At 62.5% G+C, this 20,024-nt stretch carries 18 protein-coding genes and 1 riboswitch; of the genes, 4 read left to right on the top strand and 14 right to left on the bottom strand.

Going from position 1 to position 20,024, the window contains the following annotated elements; genetic code table 11:
- Positions 1-19 precede the first annotated feature (19 nt).
- Positions 20-2,782 (bottom strand): DNA polymerase I, encoded by a 2,763-nt coding sequence (polA, locus tag AC1Q6X_RS18580; protein ID WP_492498071.1) that lies wholly within the window; start codon positions 2,780-2,782, stop codon positions 20-22.
- A gap of 291 nt (positions 2,783-3,073) precedes the next feature.
- Between polA and AC1Q6X_RS18575 the strand changes: the two genes are divergently transcribed.
- The 3 genes from AC1Q6X_RS18575 to AC1Q6X_RS18565 all read left to right on the top strand — a co-directional run bounded on the left by AC1Q6X_RS18575 (position 3,074) and on the right by AC1Q6X_RS18565 (position 5,304).
- The gene (locus tag AC1Q6X_RS18575) at positions 3,074-3,469 is read left to right on the top strand and encodes a hypothetical protein (protein WP_070222654.1); all 396 of its coding nucleotides are present in this window, start codon (positions 3,074-3,076) and stop codon (positions 3,467-3,469) included.
- Between the two features lie 84 nt (positions 3,470-3,553).
- Positions 3,554-4,510 carry a homoserine kinase gene (locus AC1Q6X_RS18570; protein ID WP_492403467.1) on the top strand — a complete coding sequence of 319 codons (957 nt, stop codon included), beginning with the start codon at positions 3,554-3,556 and terminating at the stop codon, positions 4,508-4,510.
- A gap of 2 nt (positions 4,511-4,512) precedes the next feature.
- Positions 4,513-5,304, top strand: coding sequence for a BPSS1780 family membrane protein (locus AC1Q6X_RS18565; RefSeq protein WP_492498068.1), 792 nt, complete (start codon positions 4,513-4,515; stop codon positions 5,302-5,304).
- 318 nt (positions 5,305-5,622) lie between these two features.
- On the opposite strand, the gene AC1Q6X_RS18560 is transcribed toward AC1Q6X_RS18565, so the two are convergent.
- A complete protein-coding gene (locus AC1Q6X_RS18560) occupies positions 5,623-7,932 on the bottom strand; it encodes a UvrD-helicase domain-containing protein (RefSeq protein ID WP_070278250.1) in 2,310 nt (769 codons plus the stop codon).
- Positions 7,933-8,041: 109 nt separating this feature from the next.
- Here AC1Q6X_RS18560 and AC1Q6X_RS18555 point away from each other — a divergent pair, with 109 nt between their 5' ends.
- On the top strand, positions 8,042-8,317 hold the full coding sequence (locus AC1Q6X_RS18555) for a hypothetical protein (protein WP_492498066.1): 276 nt from the start codon (positions 8,042-8,044) through the stop codon (positions 8,315-8,317).
- Here AC1Q6X_RS18555 and AC1Q6X_RS18550 read toward each other — a convergent pair.
- The 12 genes from AC1Q6X_RS18550 to AC1Q6X_RS18495 form a co-directional block, all read right to left on the bottom strand.
- A complete protein-coding gene (locus AC1Q6X_RS18550) occupies positions 8,314-9,168 on the bottom strand; it encodes a hypothetical protein (RefSeq protein ID WP_492498065.1) in 855 nt (284 codons plus the stop codon). The genes AC1Q6X_RS18555 and AC1Q6X_RS18550 overlap by 4 nt on opposite strands.
- 186 nt (positions 9,169-9,354) lie before the next feature.
- Positions 9,355-10,461, bottom strand: coding sequence for an S-(hydroxymethyl)glutathione dehydrogenase/class III alcohol dehydrogenase (locus AC1Q6X_RS18545; RefSeq protein ID WP_035824628.1), 1,107 nt, complete (start codon positions 10,459-10,461; stop codon positions 9,355-9,357).
- Positions 10,462-10,551: 90 nt separating this feature from the next.
- Positions 10,552-11,184, bottom strand: coding sequence for an ANTAR domain-containing response regulator (locus AC1Q6X_RS18540; protein ID WP_492403471.1), 633 nt, complete (start codon positions 11,182-11,184; stop codon positions 10,552-10,554).
- Positions 11,185-11,262: 78 nt separating this feature from the next.
- Positions 11,263-11,886: a thiamine phosphate synthase gene (thiE, locus tag AC1Q6X_RS18535; protein ID WP_492403473.1), complete on the bottom strand. Its 624-nt coding sequence runs from the start codon at positions 11,884-11,886 to the stop codon at positions 11,263-11,265.
- A 9-nt stretch (positions 11,887-11,895) separates the two neighbouring features.
- Entirely contained in the window at positions 11,896-12,660 is a 765-nt protein-coding gene (gene thiD / locus AC1Q6X_RS18530) for a bifunctional hydroxymethylpyrimidine kinase/phosphomethylpyrimidine kinase (RefSeq protein ID WP_492403565.1), read from the bottom strand.
- On the bottom strand, positions 12,660-13,454 hold the full coding sequence (locus AC1Q6X_RS18525) for a thiazole synthase (RefSeq protein WP_492498062.1): 795 nt from the start codon (positions 13,452-13,454) through the stop codon (positions 12,660-12,662). The genes thiD and AC1Q6X_RS18525 overlap by 1 nt, the downstream gene beginning before the upstream one ends.
- A gap of 143 nt (positions 13,455-13,597) precedes the next feature.
- Entirely contained in the window at positions 13,598-13,801 is a 204-nt protein-coding gene (gene thiS / locus AC1Q6X_RS18520) for a sulfur carrier protein ThiS (RefSeq protein WP_071079564.1), read from the bottom strand.
- Between the two features lie 20 nt (positions 13,802-13,821).
- Complete coding sequence (thiC, locus tag AC1Q6X_RS18515) at positions 13,822-15,735, bottom strand: phosphomethylpyrimidine synthase ThiC (RefSeq protein WP_086144896.1); 1,914 nt, start codon at positions 15,733-15,735, stop codon at positions 13,822-13,824.
- Positions 15,736-15,814: 79 nt separating this feature from the next.
- Positions 15,815-15,930: riboswitch (TPP riboswitch) on the bottom strand.
- A 108-nt stretch (positions 15,931-16,038) separates the two neighbouring features.
- Positions 16,039-16,296: a hypothetical protein gene (locus tag AC1Q6X_RS18510; RefSeq protein ID WP_070290027.1), complete on the bottom strand. Its 258-nt coding sequence runs from the start codon at positions 16,294-16,296 to the stop codon at positions 16,039-16,041.
- A gap of 38 nt (positions 16,297-16,334) precedes the next feature.
- Positions 16,335-17,141: a response regulator gene (locus AC1Q6X_RS18505; RefSeq protein WP_070222683.1), complete on the bottom strand. Its 807-nt coding sequence runs from the start codon at positions 17,139-17,141 to the stop codon at positions 16,335-16,337.
- 28 nt (positions 17,142-17,169) lie between these two features.
- Positions 17,170-19,077 carry a hybrid sensor histidine kinase/response regulator gene (locus AC1Q6X_RS18500; protein ID WP_409027256.1) on the bottom strand — a complete coding sequence of 636 codons (1,908 nt, stop codon included), beginning with the start codon at positions 19,075-19,077 and terminating at the stop codon, positions 17,170-17,172.
- 46 nt (positions 19,078-19,123) lie between these two features.
- Positions 19,124-19,864: a Crp/Fnr family transcriptional regulator gene (locus AC1Q6X_RS18495; protein WP_409027257.1), complete on the bottom strand. Its 741-nt coding sequence runs from the start codon at positions 19,862-19,864 to the stop codon at positions 19,124-19,126.
- Between the last annotated feature and the right edge of the window lie 160 nt (positions 19,865-20,024).

Raw genomic sequence — 20,024 nt, 5'->3', positions numbered from 1 at the left:
CGCGTAAGCCGACGCAGCATCAATGCGCTTCGTCCCAGTTCCTGCCTACGCCTACCTCGGCCGTCAGCGGCACTTTCAGCGCGGCCACGCCGGCCATGAGTTCCGGCAGCTTGCGCTTGACCAGTTCCAGTTCCGCATCCGGCACTTCCAGCACCAGTTCATCGTGCACCTGCATGATCATTTTCGTCTGCAAGCCGTCCGTTTCCAGCCAGCCTTGCACGGCGATCATGGCCAGCTTGATGAGGTCGGCGGCGGTGCCCTGCATCGGCGCGTTGATCGCCGCCCGTTCCGCCCCCTGGCGGCGCGGGCCGTTCGGCGAATTAATTTCCGGCAACCACAAACGGCGGCCGAACACGGTTTCCACGTAGCCGCGCGCCTTGGCTTGCTGGCGCGTGTCTTCCATGTACTGTTTCACTCCGGAAAAACGGGCAAAGTAACGGTCGATATAGCTTTGCGCGGCCGTGCGGTCCACGCCCAGATTACCGGCCAGGCCGAATGCGCTCATGCCGTAGATCAAACCGAAGTTGATGACCTTGGCGTAGCGGCGCTGCTCGCTCTGCACTTCCGCGGCCGGCACGCCGAAGATTTCAGCGGCCGTGGCACGGTGAATGTCGATGCCGTCGGCAAACGCGCGCAACATCGCTTCATCGCCCGAGATATGCGCCATGATGCGCAATTCGATCTGCGAATAGTCGGCCGACACGATATGGCTGCCCGGCGGCGCAATAAACGCTTCGCGGATGCGGCGGCCTTCCGCACTGCGGATGGGAATATTCTGCAAGTTCGGGTCGTTCGACGCCAGCCGCCCCGTCACGGCCACGGCTTGCGCATAGTTCGTATGCACCCTGCCCGTCGTAACGTTGATCATCTTCGGCAATTTATCGGTATACGTCGACTTCAGCTTGGCCATGCCGCGGTACTCGAGCAGCACTTTCGGCAGCGGATAATCCTCGGCCAGCTTTTGCAGCACTTCTTCATCCGTCGAGGGCGCGCCCGTCGGGGTCTTCTTGACCACCGGCAGCTTCAATTTCTCGAAGAAGATTTCGCCGATCTGCTTGGGCGAACCCAGGTTGAACGGCTGCTCGGCCAGTTCATACGCCTTCTTTTCCAGCTCGAGGATCTTTACGGCCAGCTCGGCCGACTGGATGTTGAGCAATTCGTCGTCGATCAGCACGCCGTTGCGCTCGATCTTTTGCAAGACCACGGCCGTCGGCATCTCGATCTTTTCATAGATGAAGGTCAGCTTTTCATCGTTCGCCACGTTGCCCCACATGGCATTGTGCAGGCGCAAGGTGACGTCGGCATCCTCGGCCGCATACTTGGCCGCCTGCTCCACCTCGACTTGATTGAACGTGATCTGCTTGGCGCCCTTGCCGCACACGTCCTCGAACGGGATAGTCGTGTAGTTCAGGTGGCGCAGGGCCAGGCTGTCCATGTCGTGCTTCTTGTGCGACTCGAATACATACGATTCGAGCAAGGTGTCGTGGGCGATGCCGCGCAACGTCACGCCATGGTTGGCGAAGATATGGCTGTCATATTTCAGGTTCTGGCCCAGCTTGGGCTTGGTTTGATCTTCGAGCCACGGGCGCAGTTTCGCCAGCACGTATTCGCGCGTCAACTGTTCCGGCGCGCCCGCGTAGTCGTGGGCCAGCGGGATGTAACAGGCGGCGTGCTCGGCCACGGAGAGGGAAATGCCGACCATTTGCGCCGTCATCGGTTCCAGCGAGGTGGTTTCCGTGTCGACGGCCGTCAGGGCAGCCGCATCGATCAGCGCGATCCATTTGTCGAGCTGGACATCCGTCAGCACGGTTTCATACTCGGCTTCGACCGCTGGCGCGGCATCGGCAAACATGTCGCCCGTCGTGTTGACGACGGAAACGCCGGCGGCAGGCGGCGCTCCGACGGGCGACATCGGCGGCGGCGTGGCGCCCAGTTCGCGCAGCAGGGCCTTGAAGCCGTAGCGGTTGAAGAAGGCCAGCAGCGCTTCCTTGTCTTCGTGTTTCGCCACCAGCGAATCGGCGATCGTCGTCATGTGGCCGGACAGATCGCAATCGGTCTTGACGGTGATCAAGGCGCGCGCCTGCGGCAGCCATGGCAGGGCCGTGCGCAGGTTTTCCCCCACGGCGCCGCCCACCTTGGCCGCGTTTTCCATCACGCCTTCCAGGCTGTCGTACAGGGTCAGCCACTTGACGGCCGTTTTCGGCCCGCATTTCGACACGCCCGGCACGTTGTCGACCGTATCGCCGATCAGCGACAGATAATCGATGATGCGGTTGGGCGGCACGCCGAACTTGGCCAGCACGGCCGCTTCGTCGAGCTTTTCATTGCTCATGGTATTAATCAGCATCACCTGGCTGTTGACCAGCTGCGCCAGGTCCTTGTCGCCCGTGGACACCACCACGTTCATGCCGGCGGCCGCCGCCTGCACGGCCAACGTCCCGATCACGTCATCCGCTTCGACGCCGTCGACCATCAGGATCGGCCAGCCCATGGCGCGCACGGCTTCGTGGATCGGTTCGATCTGCAAACGCAGGTCGTCCGGCATCGAGGCGCGCGTGGCCTTGTACTCGGGATACATGTCATCGCGGAAAGTTTTACCCTTGGCATCGAACACGCAGGCGATGTAGGCGGCCGGGTAATCGGCGCGCAGGCGGCGCAGCATGTTGACCATGCCGTGCATGGCGCCCGTGGGGTAACCGTCCGGGCTGCGCAGGTCGGGCAGCGCATGGAAGGCACGATAGAGGTAACTGGAACCGTCGACTAACAGCAGGGTGTTTTGCATAATGCCAATAAAATAAGGTGAGCGCGCCCGCCCAGAAAGTACAGCGGCGGGCGGGTGGAATATCGTCCAATTATCGCAGAGTTTAGGGCCGCGCCACCGGCCGCAATGCGTGCCGTTCCTGGCGTTTTTGCCACCCTGGCGGCCCCGAACTGGCATGCGTGCCGCCGCTGCCAGCCATTTCCGTTCATTTAAACAGCATTGCCTATCAGTTTGTTACAATGCCTTATAGATAAATTGACGGCATTACACCACTGCACGCGCTGCAGCCCCACACATGGAAGCGAACCCATCATGATGCGTACATCGACACTCTGGACATTCCTCGCCCTGCCCCTGCTGGCATGTTCAGCCATTGCCAGCGCCCAGACGCCGGCCAAACCGAGCGATGCGCCGCCACAACTGGAACGTATCGAGGAAATGGGCGAAGCCCCCATCACCGTGGCGCCGGCCGCCGCCAAGCAGCAGATTACCGAAAAACGCGAAGCGGGCGTCACCAGCGAAGTGAAAGTCACCAGCGGCGGCAGCACCTATTACATGAAGCCGGCCGCCGGCGCCGACCAGGCCAACGGCAACGCCCTGCGCGGCCCGCAATGGAAAGTGCTGGAATTTGATCTGGGCAAGAAAAAACAGAAACAACGCGATGAAGAGGCAGCGGACGCGCCAGCACCGCCCGCACCAGCGAAGTAAGCAGCCACTCTCTTCTGCCCTGCCCCGGCCATGCGCGGGGGCAGCCGGCTTTTTTTGACCTTTTAGACCATTCCTCTCTTTCCCATGGCAGTTTTTACCGCGCTACACCTGGACGATATCGGCCAGTGGATCACGCAGTTTCCACTCGGCAAACCTCTGGCGCTCAAGGGCATCGCCTCCGGCATCGAAAACAGCAATTTCTTCCTGAGCACGGAGCGCGGCGAGTATGTGCTGACGATCTTTGAAAACCTCAGCTTCGAGCAATTGCCGTTCTACCTGCAACTGATGCGCCATTTGGCGGACCGGGGCGTGCTGGTGCCCGCGCCGATCGCCAATGCCAATGGCGAACTGGTGACGGCCCTGCAAGGCAAGCCGGCCGCCATCGTCAGCAAACTCGACGGCAGCTCGCAGATGGCGCCGCAAGCCGTGCATTGCGCCGCCGTCGGCGCCATGCTGGCGAAGATGCACCTGGCGGCGCAGGACTTCCCCCTGCAGCAGCCGAATCTGCGGGGCCTGGACTGGTGGAACGCCACCACGCCGCTGGTCTTGCACCATCTCGACGATGCCAGGGCGCACCTGCTGCGCGCGGAAATCCACTTCCAGGACGCCTTTGCTGCCTGCGATACGTATAAAGCCATCCCGCGCGGTCCCGTGCATGCCGACTTGTTCCGCAACAACGTCATGTTTGACGGCGAGCGCCTGACGGGCTTTTTCGACTTTTACTTTGCCGGCTGCGACACCTGGCTGTTCGACGTGGCCGTCACCGTCAACGACTGGTGCGTGGACCTGGCCACGGGCGTGCTCGACAAGGTGCGCGTGCGCGCCCTGCTCGACGCCTACCAGGCCGTGCGCCCGTTTACGCACGAAGAACAAACGGCATGGCAACCGATGCTGCGCGCCGCCGCGCTGCGTTTCTGGCTGTCGCGCCTGTACGATTATTACCAGCCGCGCGAAGCGGAAATGCTGACACCGCACGATCCCACGCATTTCGAACGCATTCTGCGCGAACGTATCGCCACACCTGCTCCGGAACTGTTTTAAACATGGAAAAATTACCTGCAAGTACAGGTTGGCAATGGGTGAAACAGGGATTCGCCCTGTTTCGCAAGCAACCTGGCGGCATGTCGATGCTGTTTCTCGGCTATATGTTCTGCATGCTGGCCGTCAGCATCGTGCCCGTGCTGGGCCAATTGCTGCCCGTCATCCTGGTGCCCGTGTTTTCCGTGGCCTTCGTGCAAGGCTGCCTGAATATCGACCAGGGCAAGCGCGTCCTGCCCAGCCTCTTGATTTCGGGCTTCCGCAAACCCGCGTTTCCTTCCCTGTTCGGCCTGGGCGTGCTGTACATCCTGATGGCCATCGTCGCCATCGGCGCCTCGACCCTGGTGGACGACGGCTTGCTGTGGAAATTGGTCACGGGGCAACTGACGGAAGAAGCGGCACGCGCCGCCATCCCCGACTCGCGCCTGGGTCTGGGCATCCTGCTGGCCATCGTGCTGTACGTGCCCGCCGCCATGGCCTTCTGCTTTGCCGCGCCGCTGATCTACTGGCGCCAAACCGGCCTGGCCAAGGCGCTGTTCTTCAGCTTTTTCGCCGTCTGGCGTTCGCTGTCGGCCTTCATCGTCTTCGCCGCCACTTGGTTCGCCATCAGCGTCGTCACCAGCCAGTTACTGGCCGTCATCTTTGGCCGCACGCCGCTGATGATGCAGCTGATGATGCCCCTGTCGATGATACTCACCATCATCATGCATTGCTCGTTCTACGCCGCCTACCGGCAAATCTTCGGCCTGCCCGTCGATGAGAGCAAGACGGTGTCGCTGGACAAGACCGGAGAGTGATCACCGGCCAGATGTAAAAAGGGGCACCCTGCTCAGGCTGCCCCTTTTTTATATATCGAATGCCTTGCAAAGCCAACAATGATGTCGGATTACGCTGCGCTAATCCGACCTACGCGCTCTCGAATGCCTTGCAATGCCACAGCGTAGGTCGGATTAGCGGCGGCACGCCGCGTAATCCGACGCTGCGAGGCCAACAATGTTGTCGGATTACGCTGCGCTAATCCGACCTACGCGCCAGACCAGATCACCGTTCCTGGCGTAGGTCGGATTAGCCGAAGGCGTAATCCGACGCCATCGTCAGCCATCCCGCGTTCCACATCACCGTCCCAGACGTTCCAGCTTGGCAATCCCCAGGTCCAGCACCTTCATGCCGTGCTGTCCGAAGTTGATCTGCGCGCGCGCATTGCCGCCGCCGCCTTCGATATTGACGATCACGCCTTCGCCGAACTTGGCGTGCGCCACCGATTCGCCGATGCGCCAGCCGCCGCCTGTGGCTTTTTGCGCGATCTTTTGTGCAATCGCATTGTCCGAACCAAGGCTGGCCACCTTGGGCGCCTCGTCCCAGGCCGACTTGCGGTTGCCGAACCAGTTGGCCTGCACCTTCGGCGACAGCCATTTCAAGGACTCTTCCGGCAACTCGTCGAAGAAGCGCGACTTCATGTTGTAGCGCGTCTGGCCGTGCAGCATGCGCGTCTGCGAAAAACTCATGTACAACCGCTTGCGCGCGCGCGTGATGGCCACGTACATCAGCCGGCGTTCCTCTTCCACGCCGTTGTCTTCCTTCGAACTGCTTTCGTGCGGGAACAGGCCCTCTTCCAGGCCCGTAATGAACACATTGTCGAATTCCAGGCCCTTGGCCGAATGTACCGTCATCATCTGCAGCGCATCCTGGCCCGCCTGCGCCTGGTTGTCGCCCGCTTCCAGCGACGCGTGCGAGAGGAAGGCGGAGAGCGGCGACATCACGGCCGGCAGCGGCGCGTCCGCGTCGAGTATCTCGATGCCATCCTGGTTGACGACGGGCGCGCCCGACTGCGCCTGGGCTGCTGGGCCCAGGTGGGCCGGTGCGCCCTGTCCAAAACCTTCCTCGGAAATGAATTGGCTGGCCGCACTGACCATCTGCTCCAGATTCTCGATGCGGTCAGCGCCTTCCTTTTCATTCTGATAGTGTTGCAGCAAGGTACTCGCTTCCAGCACGACTCTGACCATTTCCGGCAGAGACAGTTGCTGCGTTTCGAAGCGCACGCCTTCGATCAGCTTGACGAAACCGGCCAGCACGCTGCCCGCCTTGCCCGCCACATACGGCACGGATGCGTACAGCGAAATGCCGTACTGTTCCGACGCGGCCTGCAATTGCTCGATCGAGCGCATGCCGATGCCGCGCGTGGGGAAATTGACCACGCGCAAGAAAGCGGAGTCATTGTGCGGATTGTCCATCAACTGCAAATAGGCAATTGCGTGCTTGACCTCGGCGCGCTGGAAGTAGCGCTGGCCGCCATACACGTGGTACGGAATCGCGGCCGAGAACAGCGCATGTTCGATCACGCGCGACTGCGCGTTCGAGCGGTACAGAATGGCGATTTCGCTGCGCGAGGCGCCGTCGGCGATCAGGCTTTTCGCCTCTTCGATGATCCACTGCGCTTCCTGCAAGTCGGAACTGGCTTCATACACGCGCACCTGCTCGCCATGGCCCGCGTCCGTGCGCAAATTCTTGCCCAGGCGCTTGCTATTGTTCGCGATCAATACGTTGGCGCTGTCGAGGATGTGGCCGTGCGAGCGGTAGTTCTGCTCCAGCTTGATCAAGTTCTTCACCTGGAACTCGTGCTCGAAGGCGCTCATGTTGCCGACATTCGCGCCGCGGAACGCGTAGATGCTCTGGTCATCGTCGCCGACGGCAAACAGGGCGCCGCCATCGCGGCTGCCGTGGCCGGCCAGCAATTTCAACCAGTTGTATTGCAGGTTGTTCGTATCCTGGAACTCGTCGACGAGAATGTGGCGGAAGCGCGCCTGGTAATGCTCGCGCAACGGTTGATTGCGGCTAAGCAATTCATACGTGCGCAGCAACAGTTCCGCAAAATCGACGACGCCTTCGCGCTGGCATTGGTCGTCGTACAACTGGTACAACTCGACCATCTTGCGCTCATGCGCGTCATACGCTTCCACGTCCGTGGCGCGCAAGCCCTGGTCCTTGGCGTTGTTGATGAAATACATCACCGTCTTCGGCGGGAATTTCTCATCATCAATGTTGTTCGCCTTCAACAAGCGCTTGATCACGGATAGCTGATCCTGGGAATCGAGGATCTGGAACGTCTGCGGCAAGGCCGCGTCGCGGTAATGCGTGCGCAACAAGCGGTTGCACAGGCCGTGGAAGGTGCCGATCCACATGCCGCGCGTGTTGATCGGCAGCATGGCCGACAGGCGCGTGAGCATTTCCTTGGCGGCTTTATTCGTAAAGGTCACGGCCAGGATGCCGGGCGGCGATACCTGCTGGGTCTGGATCAGCCACGCAATACGGGTGGTCAGCACGCGGGTCTTGCCCGAACCGGCGCCGGCCAGGATCAGCGCATGCTGGGCCGGCAGGGTGACGGCAGCCAATTGTTCGGGATTGAGGTTGTGAAGAAGATTTTGCATCCCGTGATTATACCGGCATGGCTAAAAATACTGTGCATTTGTCCAGCGGTCGCGCCATTTTACCCACGCGCGCTACAATCGGCATCCCGACACAACGGCCTGTATCCCCATGACACCACCCACCCACCTCGACGGCGCCCGCGTACTGGCCTGGGCCTGGTCCGACCTGCCCTTCGGCCACCTCACCGATGAGCATGGCACCGCCCCCGCCGCCATCCACGGCCTGGCCGTGTGCCAGTATGCGGGCGAGGCGCGCGTCTACCGTTTCAGCTGCGACGCGCGCTGGGAAACGCTGCAGGACGAGGTGTATGCGAGCGAAGACGAGGCCAGGGCGCAGCTGCCGTCGCAATACCGCGCCGTGGCCGCCAGCTGGAACCAAGTCTAGCGCACCGGTTTTGCCTTGCCCTCGCTGAGGGCCTGGGCGATCACCTGGCGCGTAGCCTTGTCGGCGGCCTTGGTGGCCTTTTCCTGCTGGCGTCCCAGCGCTTCCATCTGCTTGCCCAGGGTTTCCATCGGCTTGCCGCGCTGATCCATCTGGCGCGACAGCGCATCCACCTTGTCCGCCTCGCGTTCTTGCGCGGTGGCAATGCGGTCGTTGACCTCTTCCATGGCGTCCTGCGCATCTTCCATCTGCTGCTGCAGGCGTTCCACCTCGCGTCCGGCCGCGCGGCGCGCCGTCTCCGTGGTGGCCTGCGCCTCGCGGCGTGCCGCCTCGCCCATCTTGCGGCCCAGTTCCTGCTGCTGGCGGCCCAGCGCCTGCAGTTGCGCCACATCGCGCGCGCCGACGTTCGCCTGCGCCGCGCCATGGGCGCCCATCTTGCTGCCCAGTTCGCCCATCGCCTTGCCATGTTCGCTCATCTGCTTGCCCAGGCCGCTCATCTGAAAGCCCAGATCTTGCGACGGCTTCCAGGCGTCGCGCACGCGGGCCAGCAGCGCGGCATCCTGCGTCACATAGCCCTTGCCCTGGTCGCGGAACCACAAGAACTGCCCCTTGAGCGAACGCTGCAGCTGCTTGATCTGCTGGCCGTCGACATCGGTGCCGGCCATGGTGACGCTATCCTCGCTGCTGTCGACGAGCGCATAGCCATCGCCGCTGCCCATGGAAATATTGATTTTCTTGCTCGGCGCGGCCGGTGCGGCCGGCGGCGCGGGCGGCTGCGACGGCTGCACGGCCAGCGCGCTGCCGCCAAGCACAATACCGGCCAGGCTGAGGATCAAACGGTGGGAAGTGGACATGGCTGCCTCGTCGCAAAAGTAGTGGAGCATTGACTGTAGCGATGGATGGCGCACGGCTCCAGCGCGGTGCGACAGGCTGCAAAAAGACTTGCCTGGATGGCAGACATGGACGATGGATGGCACGCGGGGCAAAAAAAAACGGAGGCCGCAGCCTCCGCAAAAACGCCGTGGTACGGCGTATTTCAATTAATACAGCACGACGGAGCGGATCGATTCGCCGCTTTTCATCAGGTCGAAACCTTGGTTGATGTCGTCGAGCTTCAGACGGTGCGTGATCAAGTCGTCGATATTGAGCTTGCCTTCCATGTACCAGTCGACGATCTTCGGCACGTCCGTGCGGCCGCGCGCGCCGCCGAAGGCGGAACCTTTCCACACGCGCCCCGTCACCAGCTGGAATGGACGGGTGGAAATTTCCTGGCCGGCCGCCGCCACGCCGATGATGATGGACTGGCCCCAGCCCTTGTGGCAGCACTCGAGCGACTGGCGCATGGTGGTGGTGTTGCCGATGCATTCAAAACTGTAGTCGGCTCCGCCGTCCGTCAGCTGCACGATGGTGTCGACGACGTTTTCCACTTCGTTGGCGTTGACAAAATGCGTCATGCCGAACTTGCGCGCGATGTCCTGGCGCGCCGGGTTGATGTCCACGCCGATGATTTTATCGGCGCCGACCATCTTCGCCGCCTGGATCACGTTCAGGCCGATGCCGCCCAGGCCGAACACGACGACATTCGCGCCCGCCTCGACCTTGGCCGTAAACAGCACGGCGCCCACGCCGGTGGTGACGCCGCAGCCGATGTAGCAGACCTTGTCGAACGGTGCGTCTTCGCGGATTTTTGCGAGCGCGATTTCCGGCACGACGATGTAGTTCGAAAAGGTGGAGGTGCCCATGTAGTGGAAGATGGGCTTGCCGTCGATGGAGAAGCGCGAGGTGGCGTCCGGCATCAGGCCGCGGCCCTGGGTCGAGCGGATCGACTGGCACAGGTTGGTCTTTTGCGACAGGCAGAATTTGCACTGGCGGCATTCCGGCGTGTACAGCGGGATGACGTGGTCATCCTTCTTCAGGCTTTTCACGCCCGGGCCCACGTCGACGACGATGCCGGCGCCTTCATGGCCCAGGATGGACGGGAAGATGCCTTCCGGGTCGGCGCCCGACAGGGTGTAGTAATCGGTGTGGCAAATGCCCGTGGCCTTGATCTCGACCAGTACTTCGCCCTCGCGCGGGCCGGCCAGGTCGACTTCTTCGATGGTCAAAGGCGCGCCCGCCTTCCATGCAATCGCTGCTTTGGTTTTCATGTATGTCCTGTCTATGGTTGAACCAGGCGCGCCAGCGCGCCGTATCGCCACATCATAGCAAGGCAGGCATGCGGGCGCGAGAGGATACGCTTACTTGGTCTTTGCCCGGTTCAAAAATGCGCCGTGCAAGCCGTTCAGGGTTTCCTCGGCCAGCAACAGCTGGCTGGCGATTTCATTGATCTTGCGGCGGCTGGAACGGGCATGGTCGCGCAGCACTTCGAACGCCGTGTTGCGGTCCGTCTGGAACTTGCCCATCAGCAAACCGACGGCCAAGCTCGTTTCGCGGCCGGCGGCCAGGGCCGCGTTCAGGTTCAGCTCGGTGCGACGCAACTGGCGGATCTCGTCGGCACGGGCCAGGCCCGCTTCGAACGCCGGCATCAAGCGGCCTTCGTCGACGGGTTTGACCACGTAGCCGACGGCGCCATAGGCAGCCGCCTGCTTGCCCGATTCGCTGTCGCCGCTGCCGGACAGGAACATGAACGGCACGCCCGTCTCGCCATGCAGGCGCTTGGCCAGTTCCAGGCCGGACATGCCCGGCATGTGGATGTCGAGCAAAGCCAGGTCCGGCTCGCGCTGGGCGACCAGCTGCAGCGCCACTTCGGCCGAATGGGCCAGGGCCGTCTCGTAGCCGGCATGGCGCAGGACTTCGCCGAGGAATTCCAACAGGAGCTGGTCATCGTCAACGATCAGGATAAGGCGTTTCGCGGCGGCTGGCTGACTCATGGGTGGGGAACCTCGGTAATGAATGATGTTCTTATTATATGCCGATTATTGCCCCAAATCAGCCCCGTATGTCCATGCTCATGCCGCGAATAATTGATTGAATTGCTGCACCGCAATATTCACATCGTCCGCCTCGTATGCATTGTTAAAGACGCTGCTGATGGCCGCCACCATGTCGGCGCCGCGCGCCACCAGCGGCGCTGCGTTCTCCGGCGTCATGCCGCCGATCACCACGCAGGGCAAGGCGATCTCGCGTTTCGCCTGCAGCACGATGTCCAGGGGCGTGGTCACCGGATACTTTTTCACCAGCGAAGGATAAAAGCCGCCGAAGGCCACATAGCTGGCGCCGCCGGCCTCGGCCGTCCTGGCCAGGGCCATGTCGCCATAGCAGGAAGCGCCGACGATCTTGTCCTTGCCCAGGCGGGCGCGCACCTGCGCCACGGACGCGTCCAGGCCGCCCACGTGCACGCCATCGGCGTCGAGCTCTTCGCACAGCTCGATAAAGTCATTGATGATGAAGGGCACGCCATACTTGCGGGCCAGGGCCAGCAAGGCGCCCGCCTGCTCGCGCCGCTGCTGCGCCTCGGCGCTCTTGTGACGGTATTGCAGCAGGGCCACGCCTGCCTGCAAGGCTTGCTCGCTCACGTCGAGCAGGCGGTCGCTGTCGTCCCAATTCGGGGTAACCAGATACAGTCCACGCATGATGTTTCCTTATTGAATGAATCGTTGCGGCATGAGCTGACCTGGCGCAATCGCATACGCGCCGGCCAGGGCCGCATGGCAATAGCTTTGCGCCAGATCCAGCGCTTCAGGCAATGCCTGTCCCAGTGCAAGGCGCGCCGCGATGGCCGAGGCCAGGGTGCAGCCGCTGCCGTGAAATTCTCCGGGCAGGCGCGGCCAGCGCCATTCGCGCTCCCCGCCAGCGGCGTCAAACCAGCGGTTGATGATCGTCTGGCCCTCGCCATGGCCGCCCGTCACCAGCACGTGGCCACAGCCTTGCGCGCGCAACGCTGCTTCGCCGCCGAGAGCCAGCGCTTCGGGCCCGTTCGGTACGATCACGGTCGTCACCGGCAGCAAGGGCGCCAGCGCCAGCACGGCATCGTCCCGGCTGAGCACGTCGCCATGGCCGCTGGCCAGCACGGGATCGAGCACCACGGGCAAGTCCGGCCGGCTTTGGCGCAATTGCGCGATCAGCTGCGCGATGACGGCCGCATTCGCGGCGCTGCCCGGGATGCCGATTTTCACGGCGCTGATTACCATCTTGTCGATCAGCGCCAGCGCCTGCCGGCGCAGCCATTCCGGCGCCACCGGCTGCACGCCGAAGACCCTGTCGTTGTCCTGCACCGTCAGCGCCGTGATCACGGGCAAGGCATGCGCGCCCTGCGCCGCAATCGCGACAATATCGGCGGCGATGCCGGCTCCGCCCGACGGGTCGGCGCCGGCAAACACCAGCACCGTCGGCAACGTTGGCACCATCACGTCAGGCGGCCCGCCATCGGCGACGATGGGGAAGCGGCAAATTTGCGCGGCATGCGTCCCGCCAGGAACGCTTCGCGCCCGGCCCGCACGGCCAGCTTCATCGCACGCGCCATGCGCACGGGATCGCGCGCGCCGGCAATGGCCGTATTCATCAGCACGCCATCGCAGCCGAGTTCCATGGCAATGGCCGCATCTGACGCCGTGCCCACGCCCGCATCGACGAGCACGGGCACTTTCGCCTGGTCGATGATCAAGGACAAGTTCCACGGATTCAGGATGCCCATGCCCGAGCCGATCAGGGACGCCAGCGGCATGACGGCCACGCAGCCGATCTCTTCCAGAATCTTCGCCTGGATGGGGTCGTCGCTGCAGTAGACCATCACGTCAAAACCATCCTTGACCAGCGCTTCGGCGGCAATTAACGTTTCCGGCATGTGCGGGAACAGGGTCTTTTCATCGCCCAGCACTTCGAGCTTGACCAGGTTGCGCCCGCCCAGCAGTTCGCGCGCCAGTTGCAGGGTGTAGACGGCGTCTTTGGCGTTGTAGCAGCCGGCCGTATTCGGCAGTATCGTGTACTGGTCCGGCGGCACGAAGTCGAGCAGGCTGGGCGCGTTCGGGTCTTGCCCGATATTCACGCGGCGGATCGCCACCGTGATGATCTGCGCCTCGGCCGCGTCCGTCGCCTCGCGCGTCTGCGGCAAATCCTTGTACTTGCCGCTGCCCACCAGCAAACGCGATTGGTATTGCTTGCCTGCGATGGTCAGCATGTCGTCATGTATTACGGTATTCATGTGCTTTTCCTTAAGTTTTTAAACGTCCGAAGAAAACCGTAGCGAGCGGCGATGATTTGTGGCCGAGACGCGCAACCGTGCTAGAGCACGGTGAGCATCGCAGGCCGCAAAGCGCGACGCGCAGTAGGTTTGCTTGGACGTTTTCAGCCGCCGCCGATGGCGCGGACTATTTCAACCTGGTCTTGCACCTGCAAGACCTGTCCCGGCCACGCCTTGCGCGGCACGACGTTGCGGTTGACGGCCAGCGCCAGCGCCTGGTTTTCCAGCGACAGCGCGGCAATCAATTGATCGAGTGTCTGCCCGGGCGGCACCTGGTGCGGTGCGCCGTTGAGCGTGATGGATATCAATGCAGGCATCACGCTCTCCTTCAGACCTTGCGGTACAGCTCGGCGCCGTTCTTGATGAACTCGATGGCCTTGATTTCCATGCCCTGCTGGAGCGCCTTGTCTTCCGCGATGCCCATACCGGCCGCGTATTCGCGCACTTCCTGCGTGATCTTCATCGAGCAGAAATGGGGGCCGCACATGGAGCAGAAATGCGCCACCTTGGCTGAATCCTTGGGCAAGGTTTCATCGTGGAATTCGCGCGCCTTGTCCGGGTCCAGGCCGATGTTGAACTGGTCGTCCCAGCGGAATTCGAAGCGGGCTTTCGACAGGGCATTGTCGCGGATCTGTGCGCCCGGATGGCCTTTCGCCAGGTCGGCCGCATGCGCCGCAATCTTGTAGGTGATGATGCCATCCTTGACGTCAGCCTTGTTGGGCAAGCCCAGGTGTTCCTTCGGCGTCACGTAGCACAGCATGGCCGTGCCGTACCAGCCGATCATGGCCGCGCCGATGCCGGACGTGATGTGGTCGTAACCGGGCGCGATGTCCGTCGTCAACGGTCCCAGGGTGTAGAACGGCGCTTCGCCGCACTGCTCCAGCTGCAAGTCCATGTTTTCTTTAATGAGTTGCATGGGCACATGACCCGGGCCCTCGATCATCACTTGCACGTCGTGCTTCCAGGCAACCTGCGTCAGCTCGCCCAGAGTTTTCAGTTCGCCCAGCTGCGCCTCGTCGTTGGCGTCGTAGATGGAACCGGGGCGCAAGCCGTCGCCCAGCGAGAACGACACGTCGTAGGCCTTCATGATTTCGCAGATTTCCTCGAAATGCGTGTACAGGAACGATTCCTGGTGGTGCGCCAGACACCATTTGGCCATGATGGAGCCGCCGCGCGAGACGATGCCCGTCAGCCGCTTGGCCGTCATCGGCACGTAGCGCAGCAGCACGCCGGCGTGGATGGTGAAATAGTCGACGCCCTGCTCGGCCTGCTCGATCAAAGTGTCGCGGAAGATTTCCCACGTCAGATCCTCGGCCTTGCCATTGACCTTTTCCAGCGCCTGGTAAATGGGCACGGTGCCGATGGGCACGGGGCTGTTGCGCACGATCCATTCGCGCGTTTCGTGGATATGCTTGCCGGTAGACAAGTCCATCACGTTATCGCCGCCCCAGCGGATGGCCCAGGTCATCTTTTCCACTTCCTCGCCGATCGACGAGGTGACGGCGGAATTGCCGATATTCGCGTTGATTTTCACGAGGAAATTGCGGCCGATGATCATCGGCTCGACTTCCGGGTGGTTGATGTTGGCGGGAATGATGGCGCGGCCGCGGGCGATCTCCTCGCGCACGAATTCCGGCGTGATCTCGGCCGGGATGCTGGCGCCGAACGACTGGCCCGGGTGCTGGCGGCCCATCAGGTCCGCCAGGCGCTCGCCCATGGGGCCGGAAGCTTTCAGTTCACGCAGATATTCCTGGCGGCGCATGTTTTCGCGGATGGCGACGAATTCCATTTCCGGCGTGATGATGCCCTGGCGCGCGTAATGCATCTGTGTAACATTCTTGCCGGCAATGGCGCGGCGCGGCTTGCGGTGCAGGTTGAAACGCAGCTCGGCCAGCTTCGGGTCCGCCAGGCGGGCGATGCCGTAGTCGGAGGTGGGGCCGGGCAACTCTTCCGTATCGGCCCGCTCCATGATCCATGGCAGGCGCGGCGTATCGAGGCCCGAGCGGATGTCGATCTGCACGTCCGGGTCCGTGTACGGGCCGGAGGTATCGTAGACGTAGATCGGCGGATTCTTTTCGCCGCCGAACGATGCTTCCGTGTCGGACTGGCTGATCTCGCGCATGGGTACGCGGATGTCGGGGCGGCTGCCCTGCACGTAGATTTTGCGCGAATTGGGCAGCGGCGCGATGGCGGCTTCGTCGACCGTGGCGGTGGCGGAGAGGAATTTCGGGTTGGCGTTCATTTTGGCTCCTTGGCTAGACTATTTTTAAGCCTGGAGCCAGCTAAGGAGGTTCGGAATTGTGCACGCGGAAAGGCGGGGTGCGTTCATCCTAAAGCTTCCCTTCGCTGGCATTATCCAGATCAGGTTCGGAGGGTATTTCTCACCCGCGCTTGCACTGTGTTTCCACAGCGAAAGGCAGGACCCCTAGCGTTTGCCGCCTTGCGGCAGCGAGCCAATTATACGCGGTTCGCGCCGCGTGGCCAGATGATTTCTTGCCGGTGTCGTCTTTGCGCATCTGCTGCAATGCAGCAGATGCCGGCACGATTATTTCTTCTTGCCCCAGCGCCAGGCGGTCGGTTCGCCCTTCAGCTGGCAGATGAAAATGAGCACGGCGACGATGGCCACTTCATACACGATGTAGCCGACGAGCATGGTTTGCGGCGGGAACAGGAAGGCGCCGCAGGCGAACAGCGCCAGCGCGGCCAGGAACACCAGCCAGCCCTGCCAGGTGATGGGCAAGCCCCAGCCCCAGCCATAGGTCTTGGCGGGGAACCAGTATTGCGGTGGTGATTTGTCAGTCATGATTTTTCCTGGTCAATATCAATAACACCAAGTATAAATCACGCTCCCCGCAAGCGCTCCGTGACATCGAGGCCGATGCCGCGGTAGCCGATGAAGCGGCTGCCATTGTCGAACATCGGTTCGCCGCTGACCTGCAGATACTGCGTGCTGCCGTCGAGGTTGGCGCGGCTGTAGATGAAATCGAGGAACGGTTCGCGCGCGGCAATTTTTGCGTCGAGCAAGGCGCGCTCGGCGGCATTCCAGCGCTGCGGCTCTTCCTCGCTGCCGATGCCCAGCATCTCGGCCACGGGGCCGGAAAAGCGCGTCAAATTGCCCTGCGCATCCTGTTCCCAGTACCAGTCGGACGACAGTTCCGTGAAACGCTGGAAGCGCGCTTCGCTTTCGCGCAGCTCCGCCGTGCGATCTTCCACCATCTGTTCCAGCGACTTGTTGTATTCGGCCAGCTTCTGGTACAGCAAGCGCACTTCCAGCATGTTGTGGATGCGCGTCTTGACTTCCACCAGGTCGAAGGGCTTGCTGACGAAATCCTTGGCGCCCGCTTGCAGCGCGCGCAGCTTGTGGCCGGGCTGGGCCGTGATCACCAGCACGGGCAGATAGCTGCCCGCCTCGAGATCGCGCAAGCCTTCCATGACTTCGAAGCCATCCATTTCCGGCATCTGCAAGTCGAGCAGGATCAGGTCGTAGCGGTGCTGCTGATGCAGCGCGCGCACGGCTTGCGGGTCCATGGTGGACGTGATGCGCGTGTAGCCGGCATTGCGCAGCACCTGTTCGAGCAGCATGACGTTGGCCTCCTGGTCATCGACGATGAGGATGCTGGCGTTCAGGATCTCGGTGGCTTGAAGCATGGCGGTATTCCTAAAATTGAGTGCTGAATTAGCGTATTGCGTGAGTGTCGTCGGCCAGGCCGTGCGCGGCTGCATGGTGCAGGGCCACGTCGAGCGCATCCATGAATTCGACCACCTTGATCGGCTTGGTGAGATAGCGGAAGAAGCCCGCTTGCAAGCCTTTTTCGATGTCGCGCGGCACGGCATTGGCCGACAGGGCCATGACGGGGATGTGGCTGGTGAGGGGATCATCATGCAGGATGTGCAGCGCGCCGTAGCCGCTGATGCCGGGCAGGTTGATATCCATCAAGATCACGTCGGGCTGGTAGGTGCGCGCCAGGTCGATGCCCAGATGCGCATCGATGGCCGTCAGCAGTTTCAAGTCGCTGCGGCGGGCGATCAATTGCTCGACCAGCGCCAGGTTGGCGGGATTGTCTTCCACGTACAGCAAGGTGCGCAGGCTTTCCTGCGGTTCCTGCACCTGCGGCAACGCATCGCCGTCGCCCAGCACCAGTGCCGGCGCGCTGCTGGCGGCCAGCTCGAACCAGAACGTGGTGCCCACGCCGACGGCGCTGTCGACGCCGATAGTGCCGCCCATCAATTCGACCAGTTGCTTGGTGACGACCAGGCCGATGCCCGTGCCCTCTTCCGTGCTGTTTTCCTGTCCCAGGCGGTTGAAAGGCTGGAACAGCTGCGCCACCTGGGCCGCGTCGAGGCCGGCGCCGCTGTCGCGCACGCTCACGCGCACGCGCTCGCCATGCCCGCTGCATTCGACGGTGACGGCGCCGCCGCCCTGGTTGTACTTGATGGCGTTCGACAGCAGGTTGATCATCACCTGCTTCACGCGCGTGCGGTCCGCATGCACATAAAAGGCCTTGCCGCAGCGGGGGAAATGCATGCGGATGCCGCGCTTTTCCGCCTGCGGCGCGATCATAGCCTGGCAATCCTGCAGCACGTCGAGCAGCGACATCGCTTCCTGCGACAGGGTGACCTTGCCCGATTCGATCATGGCCAGGTCGAGAATTTCATTGATCAAGCGCAAGAGATACCAGCCGCCCTTGAGGATTTGCTCGATCGAGCGCTGCTGCGGCGGGCTCGGCGGCGGCACGTCGGACGCCATGAGCTGGGCGAAACCCAGCACGGCATTCAGGGGCGTGCGCAATTCATGGCTCATGCTCGACAGGAATTCGGATTTGGCGCGGTTGGCCTTTTCCGCCACCAGACGCGCCTTCTTCAGCTCGGCATTATTGGTCTCGACCAGCGAGCGCGTGTACGCCTGCTGTTCGCGCAGGCGCTGGTCCAGCAGCGCCTGTTCCGCCTCGACCTGCTTGCGCACCGTGTTGTCGGTGCCGATCAGCAGATAGCCGATGACCTTGCTCTGCGCGTCGCGCAAGGCCGTCACGGAGACGATGGCGGGGAAGCGGCTGCCATCCTTGCGGATGTGGGTCAGCTCATAGATGTCTTCGATGCCGCGCGTGGCCTTGAACACGAGCGCTTCCACGCCCGGCGTGATGACGGTGTCGAGCTCGGCGCTGAGGGCGGCGGCGCGGGTGACGATTTCTTGCGCGTCGGAAATACCGGCCGGCGTCAGCTTGTCGACCACGTCGCTGGCTGCGTAGCCGAGCATGCGTTCGGCGCCCACGTTGAAGATCTGGATCACGCCCTGCGCATCGGTGGCGATGCACGAGAAGTTGGCGCTGTTGAAAATCGCATCCTGCAAGGCGCCCGCCTTGAGCAGCTGGCGCGGCAGGCTGGCCGACACCGTGCGCCGGTACAGCGCCACCAGCATCAGCAACAACAGGCATACCAGGGCCTCGATCAGGATCGCCGCATCAAAAGGCGGCGCGCGCCAGGCCAGCACGCCGATGACCACCAATACGATGGCGCTGAACGCGAACGCCAATGCCATGGGCCAGCGCGACGGGGCGCGGTTAGGGTTATTTTCAACTGAGTGCATGGGTAGCCTGGGCTATGACAACAATAAAGAGAGGGAAATGCGGCGCCTAGCGGCCTTGGCGCTGGCGCACGTCCGACAGCAGGCGCGTAAATTCCTTCTTCACGACGCCATAGCATTCGCACACCTGGCCTTCGAGGCCGGCGCGGTCCTGCACCGTGATATGGCCACGCCGGTAGCTGATGAGGCCGCGCGCTTGCAGGCGCCCCGCCGCTTCCGTCACGCCTTCGCGGCGCACGCCCAGCATGTTGGCGATCAGTTCCTGCGTCATGGTCAGCTCGCGGTTCGGCAGGCGGTCCATGGTCAGCAGCAGCCAGCGGCACAACTGCTGCTCCACCGTATGGTGGCGGTTGCACACGGCCGTCTGCGACATTTGCGTGATCAGGGCTTGCGTATAACGCAGCAGCAAACGCATGACGGGGCCGGCGCGGTCGAACTCTTCCATCAGCAGGTGGGCCTTGAGCCGGTAGCCGACGCCGCCTGTCTGCACGACGGCGCGGCTCGGTGTCGAGTTGCCGCCCATGAACAGCGACACGCCCACGATGCCCTCGTTGCCGACGCCGGCGATCTCGGACGAGCCGCCGTTTTCCAGCAGGTAATGGATGGAAACGATGGCCGTGGTGGGGAAATACACATACTGCAGCTTGTCGCCCGAGTCGTAGATCACGTCGCCCAGCAGCATGGAGACTTGCTCCAGATGGGGAGCCAGGCGCGCGAAATCGGCGTCGAGCATGGCGGCGAGCAAATGGTTCTGATTCGGGTTGTGCAGCTGGGCATGCGGACTCGACATGGGCAGTTTTCCTGGTTTCCAGTCGTCAGCTAGGGAGAGAAGTGAAAGACGTCCGAACGAGGGGCGCCATATGCAGCAGCGTAACACAGCGCCTGCACAGTGGCCCGACTATATTTCTTGCAGGCATGCTTGTCCGTTCGGTAGCGAACGGACCCCGCGG

The sequence above is a fragment of the Janthinobacterium sp. GW823-FHT06H09 genome, assembly GCF_058794735.1.
The sequence above is the reverse complement of the archived record's forward strand: the minus strand, read 5'-3'. Positions and strand labels throughout refer to the sequence as shown.

Bases quoted from the DNA above. Each gene is read 5' to 3' on its own strand.
- AC1Q6X_RS18545 (WP_035824628.1), bottom strand. From the start codon at position 10,461: ATGAAAACCAAAGCAGCGATTGCATGGAAGGCGGGCGCGCCTTTGACC.
- AC1Q6X_RS18565 (WP_492498068.1), top strand. From the start codon at position 4,513: ATGGAAAAATTACCTGCAAGTACAGGTTGGCAATGGGTGAAACAGGGA.
- AC1Q6X_RS18540 (WP_492403471.1), bottom strand. From the start codon at position 11,184: ATGAGTCAGCCAGCCGCCGCGAAACGCCTTATCCTGATCGTTGACGAT.
- AC1Q6X_RS18555 (WP_492498066.1), top strand. From the start codon at position 8,042: ATGACACCACCCACCCACCTCGACGGCGCCCGCGTACTGGCCTGGGCC.
- polA (WP_492498071.1), bottom strand. From the start codon at position 2,782: ATGCAAAACACCCTGCTGTTAGTCGACGGTTCCAGTTACCTCTATCGT.
- AC1Q6X_RS18505 (WP_070222683.1), bottom strand. From the start codon at position 17,141: ATGCTTCAAGCCACCGAGATCCTGAACGCCAGCATCCTCATCGTCGAT.
- AC1Q6X_RS18500 (WP_409027256.1), bottom strand. From the start codon at position 19,077: ATGCACTCAGTTGAAAATAACCCTAACCGCGCCCCGTCGCGCTGGCCC.
- AC1Q6X_RS18575 (WP_070222654.1), top strand. From the start codon at position 3,074: ATGATGCGTACATCGACACTCTGGACATTCCTCGCCCTGCCCCTGCTG.
- AC1Q6X_RS18550 (WP_492498065.1), bottom strand. From the start codon at position 9,168: ATGTCCACTTCCCACCGTTTGATCCTCAGCCTGGCCGGTATTGTGCTT.
- AC1Q6X_RS18570 (WP_492403467.1), top strand. From the start codon at position 3,554: ATGGCAGTTTTTACCGCGCTACACCTGGACGATATCGGCCAGTGGATC.
- AC1Q6X_RS18560 (WP_070278250.1), bottom strand. From the start codon at position 7,932: ATGCAAAATCTTCTTCACAACCTCAATCCCGAACAATTGGCTGCCGTC.
- AC1Q6X_RS18495 (WP_409027257.1), bottom strand. From the start codon at position 19,864: ATGTCGAGTCCGCATGCCCAGCTGCACAACCCGAATCAGAACCATTTG.
- AC1Q6X_RS18510 (WP_070290027.1), bottom strand. From the start codon at position 16,296: ATGACTGACAAATCACCACCGCAATACTGGTTCCCCGCCAAGACCTAT.
- AC1Q6X_RS18525 (WP_492498062.1), bottom strand. From the start codon at position 13,454: ATGAATACCGTAATACATGACGACATGCTGACCATCGCAGGCAAGCAA.
- thiC (WP_086144896.1), bottom strand. From the start codon at position 15,735: ATGAACGCCAACCCGAAATTCCTCTCCGCCACCGCCACGGTCGACGAA.
- thiD (WP_492403565.1), bottom strand. From the start codon at position 12,660: ATGGTGCCAACGTTGCCGACGGTGCTGGTGTTTGCCGGCGCCGACCCG.
- thiE (WP_492403473.1), bottom strand. From the start codon at position 11,886: ATGCGTGGACTGTATCTGGTTACCCCGAATTGGGACGACAGCGACCGC.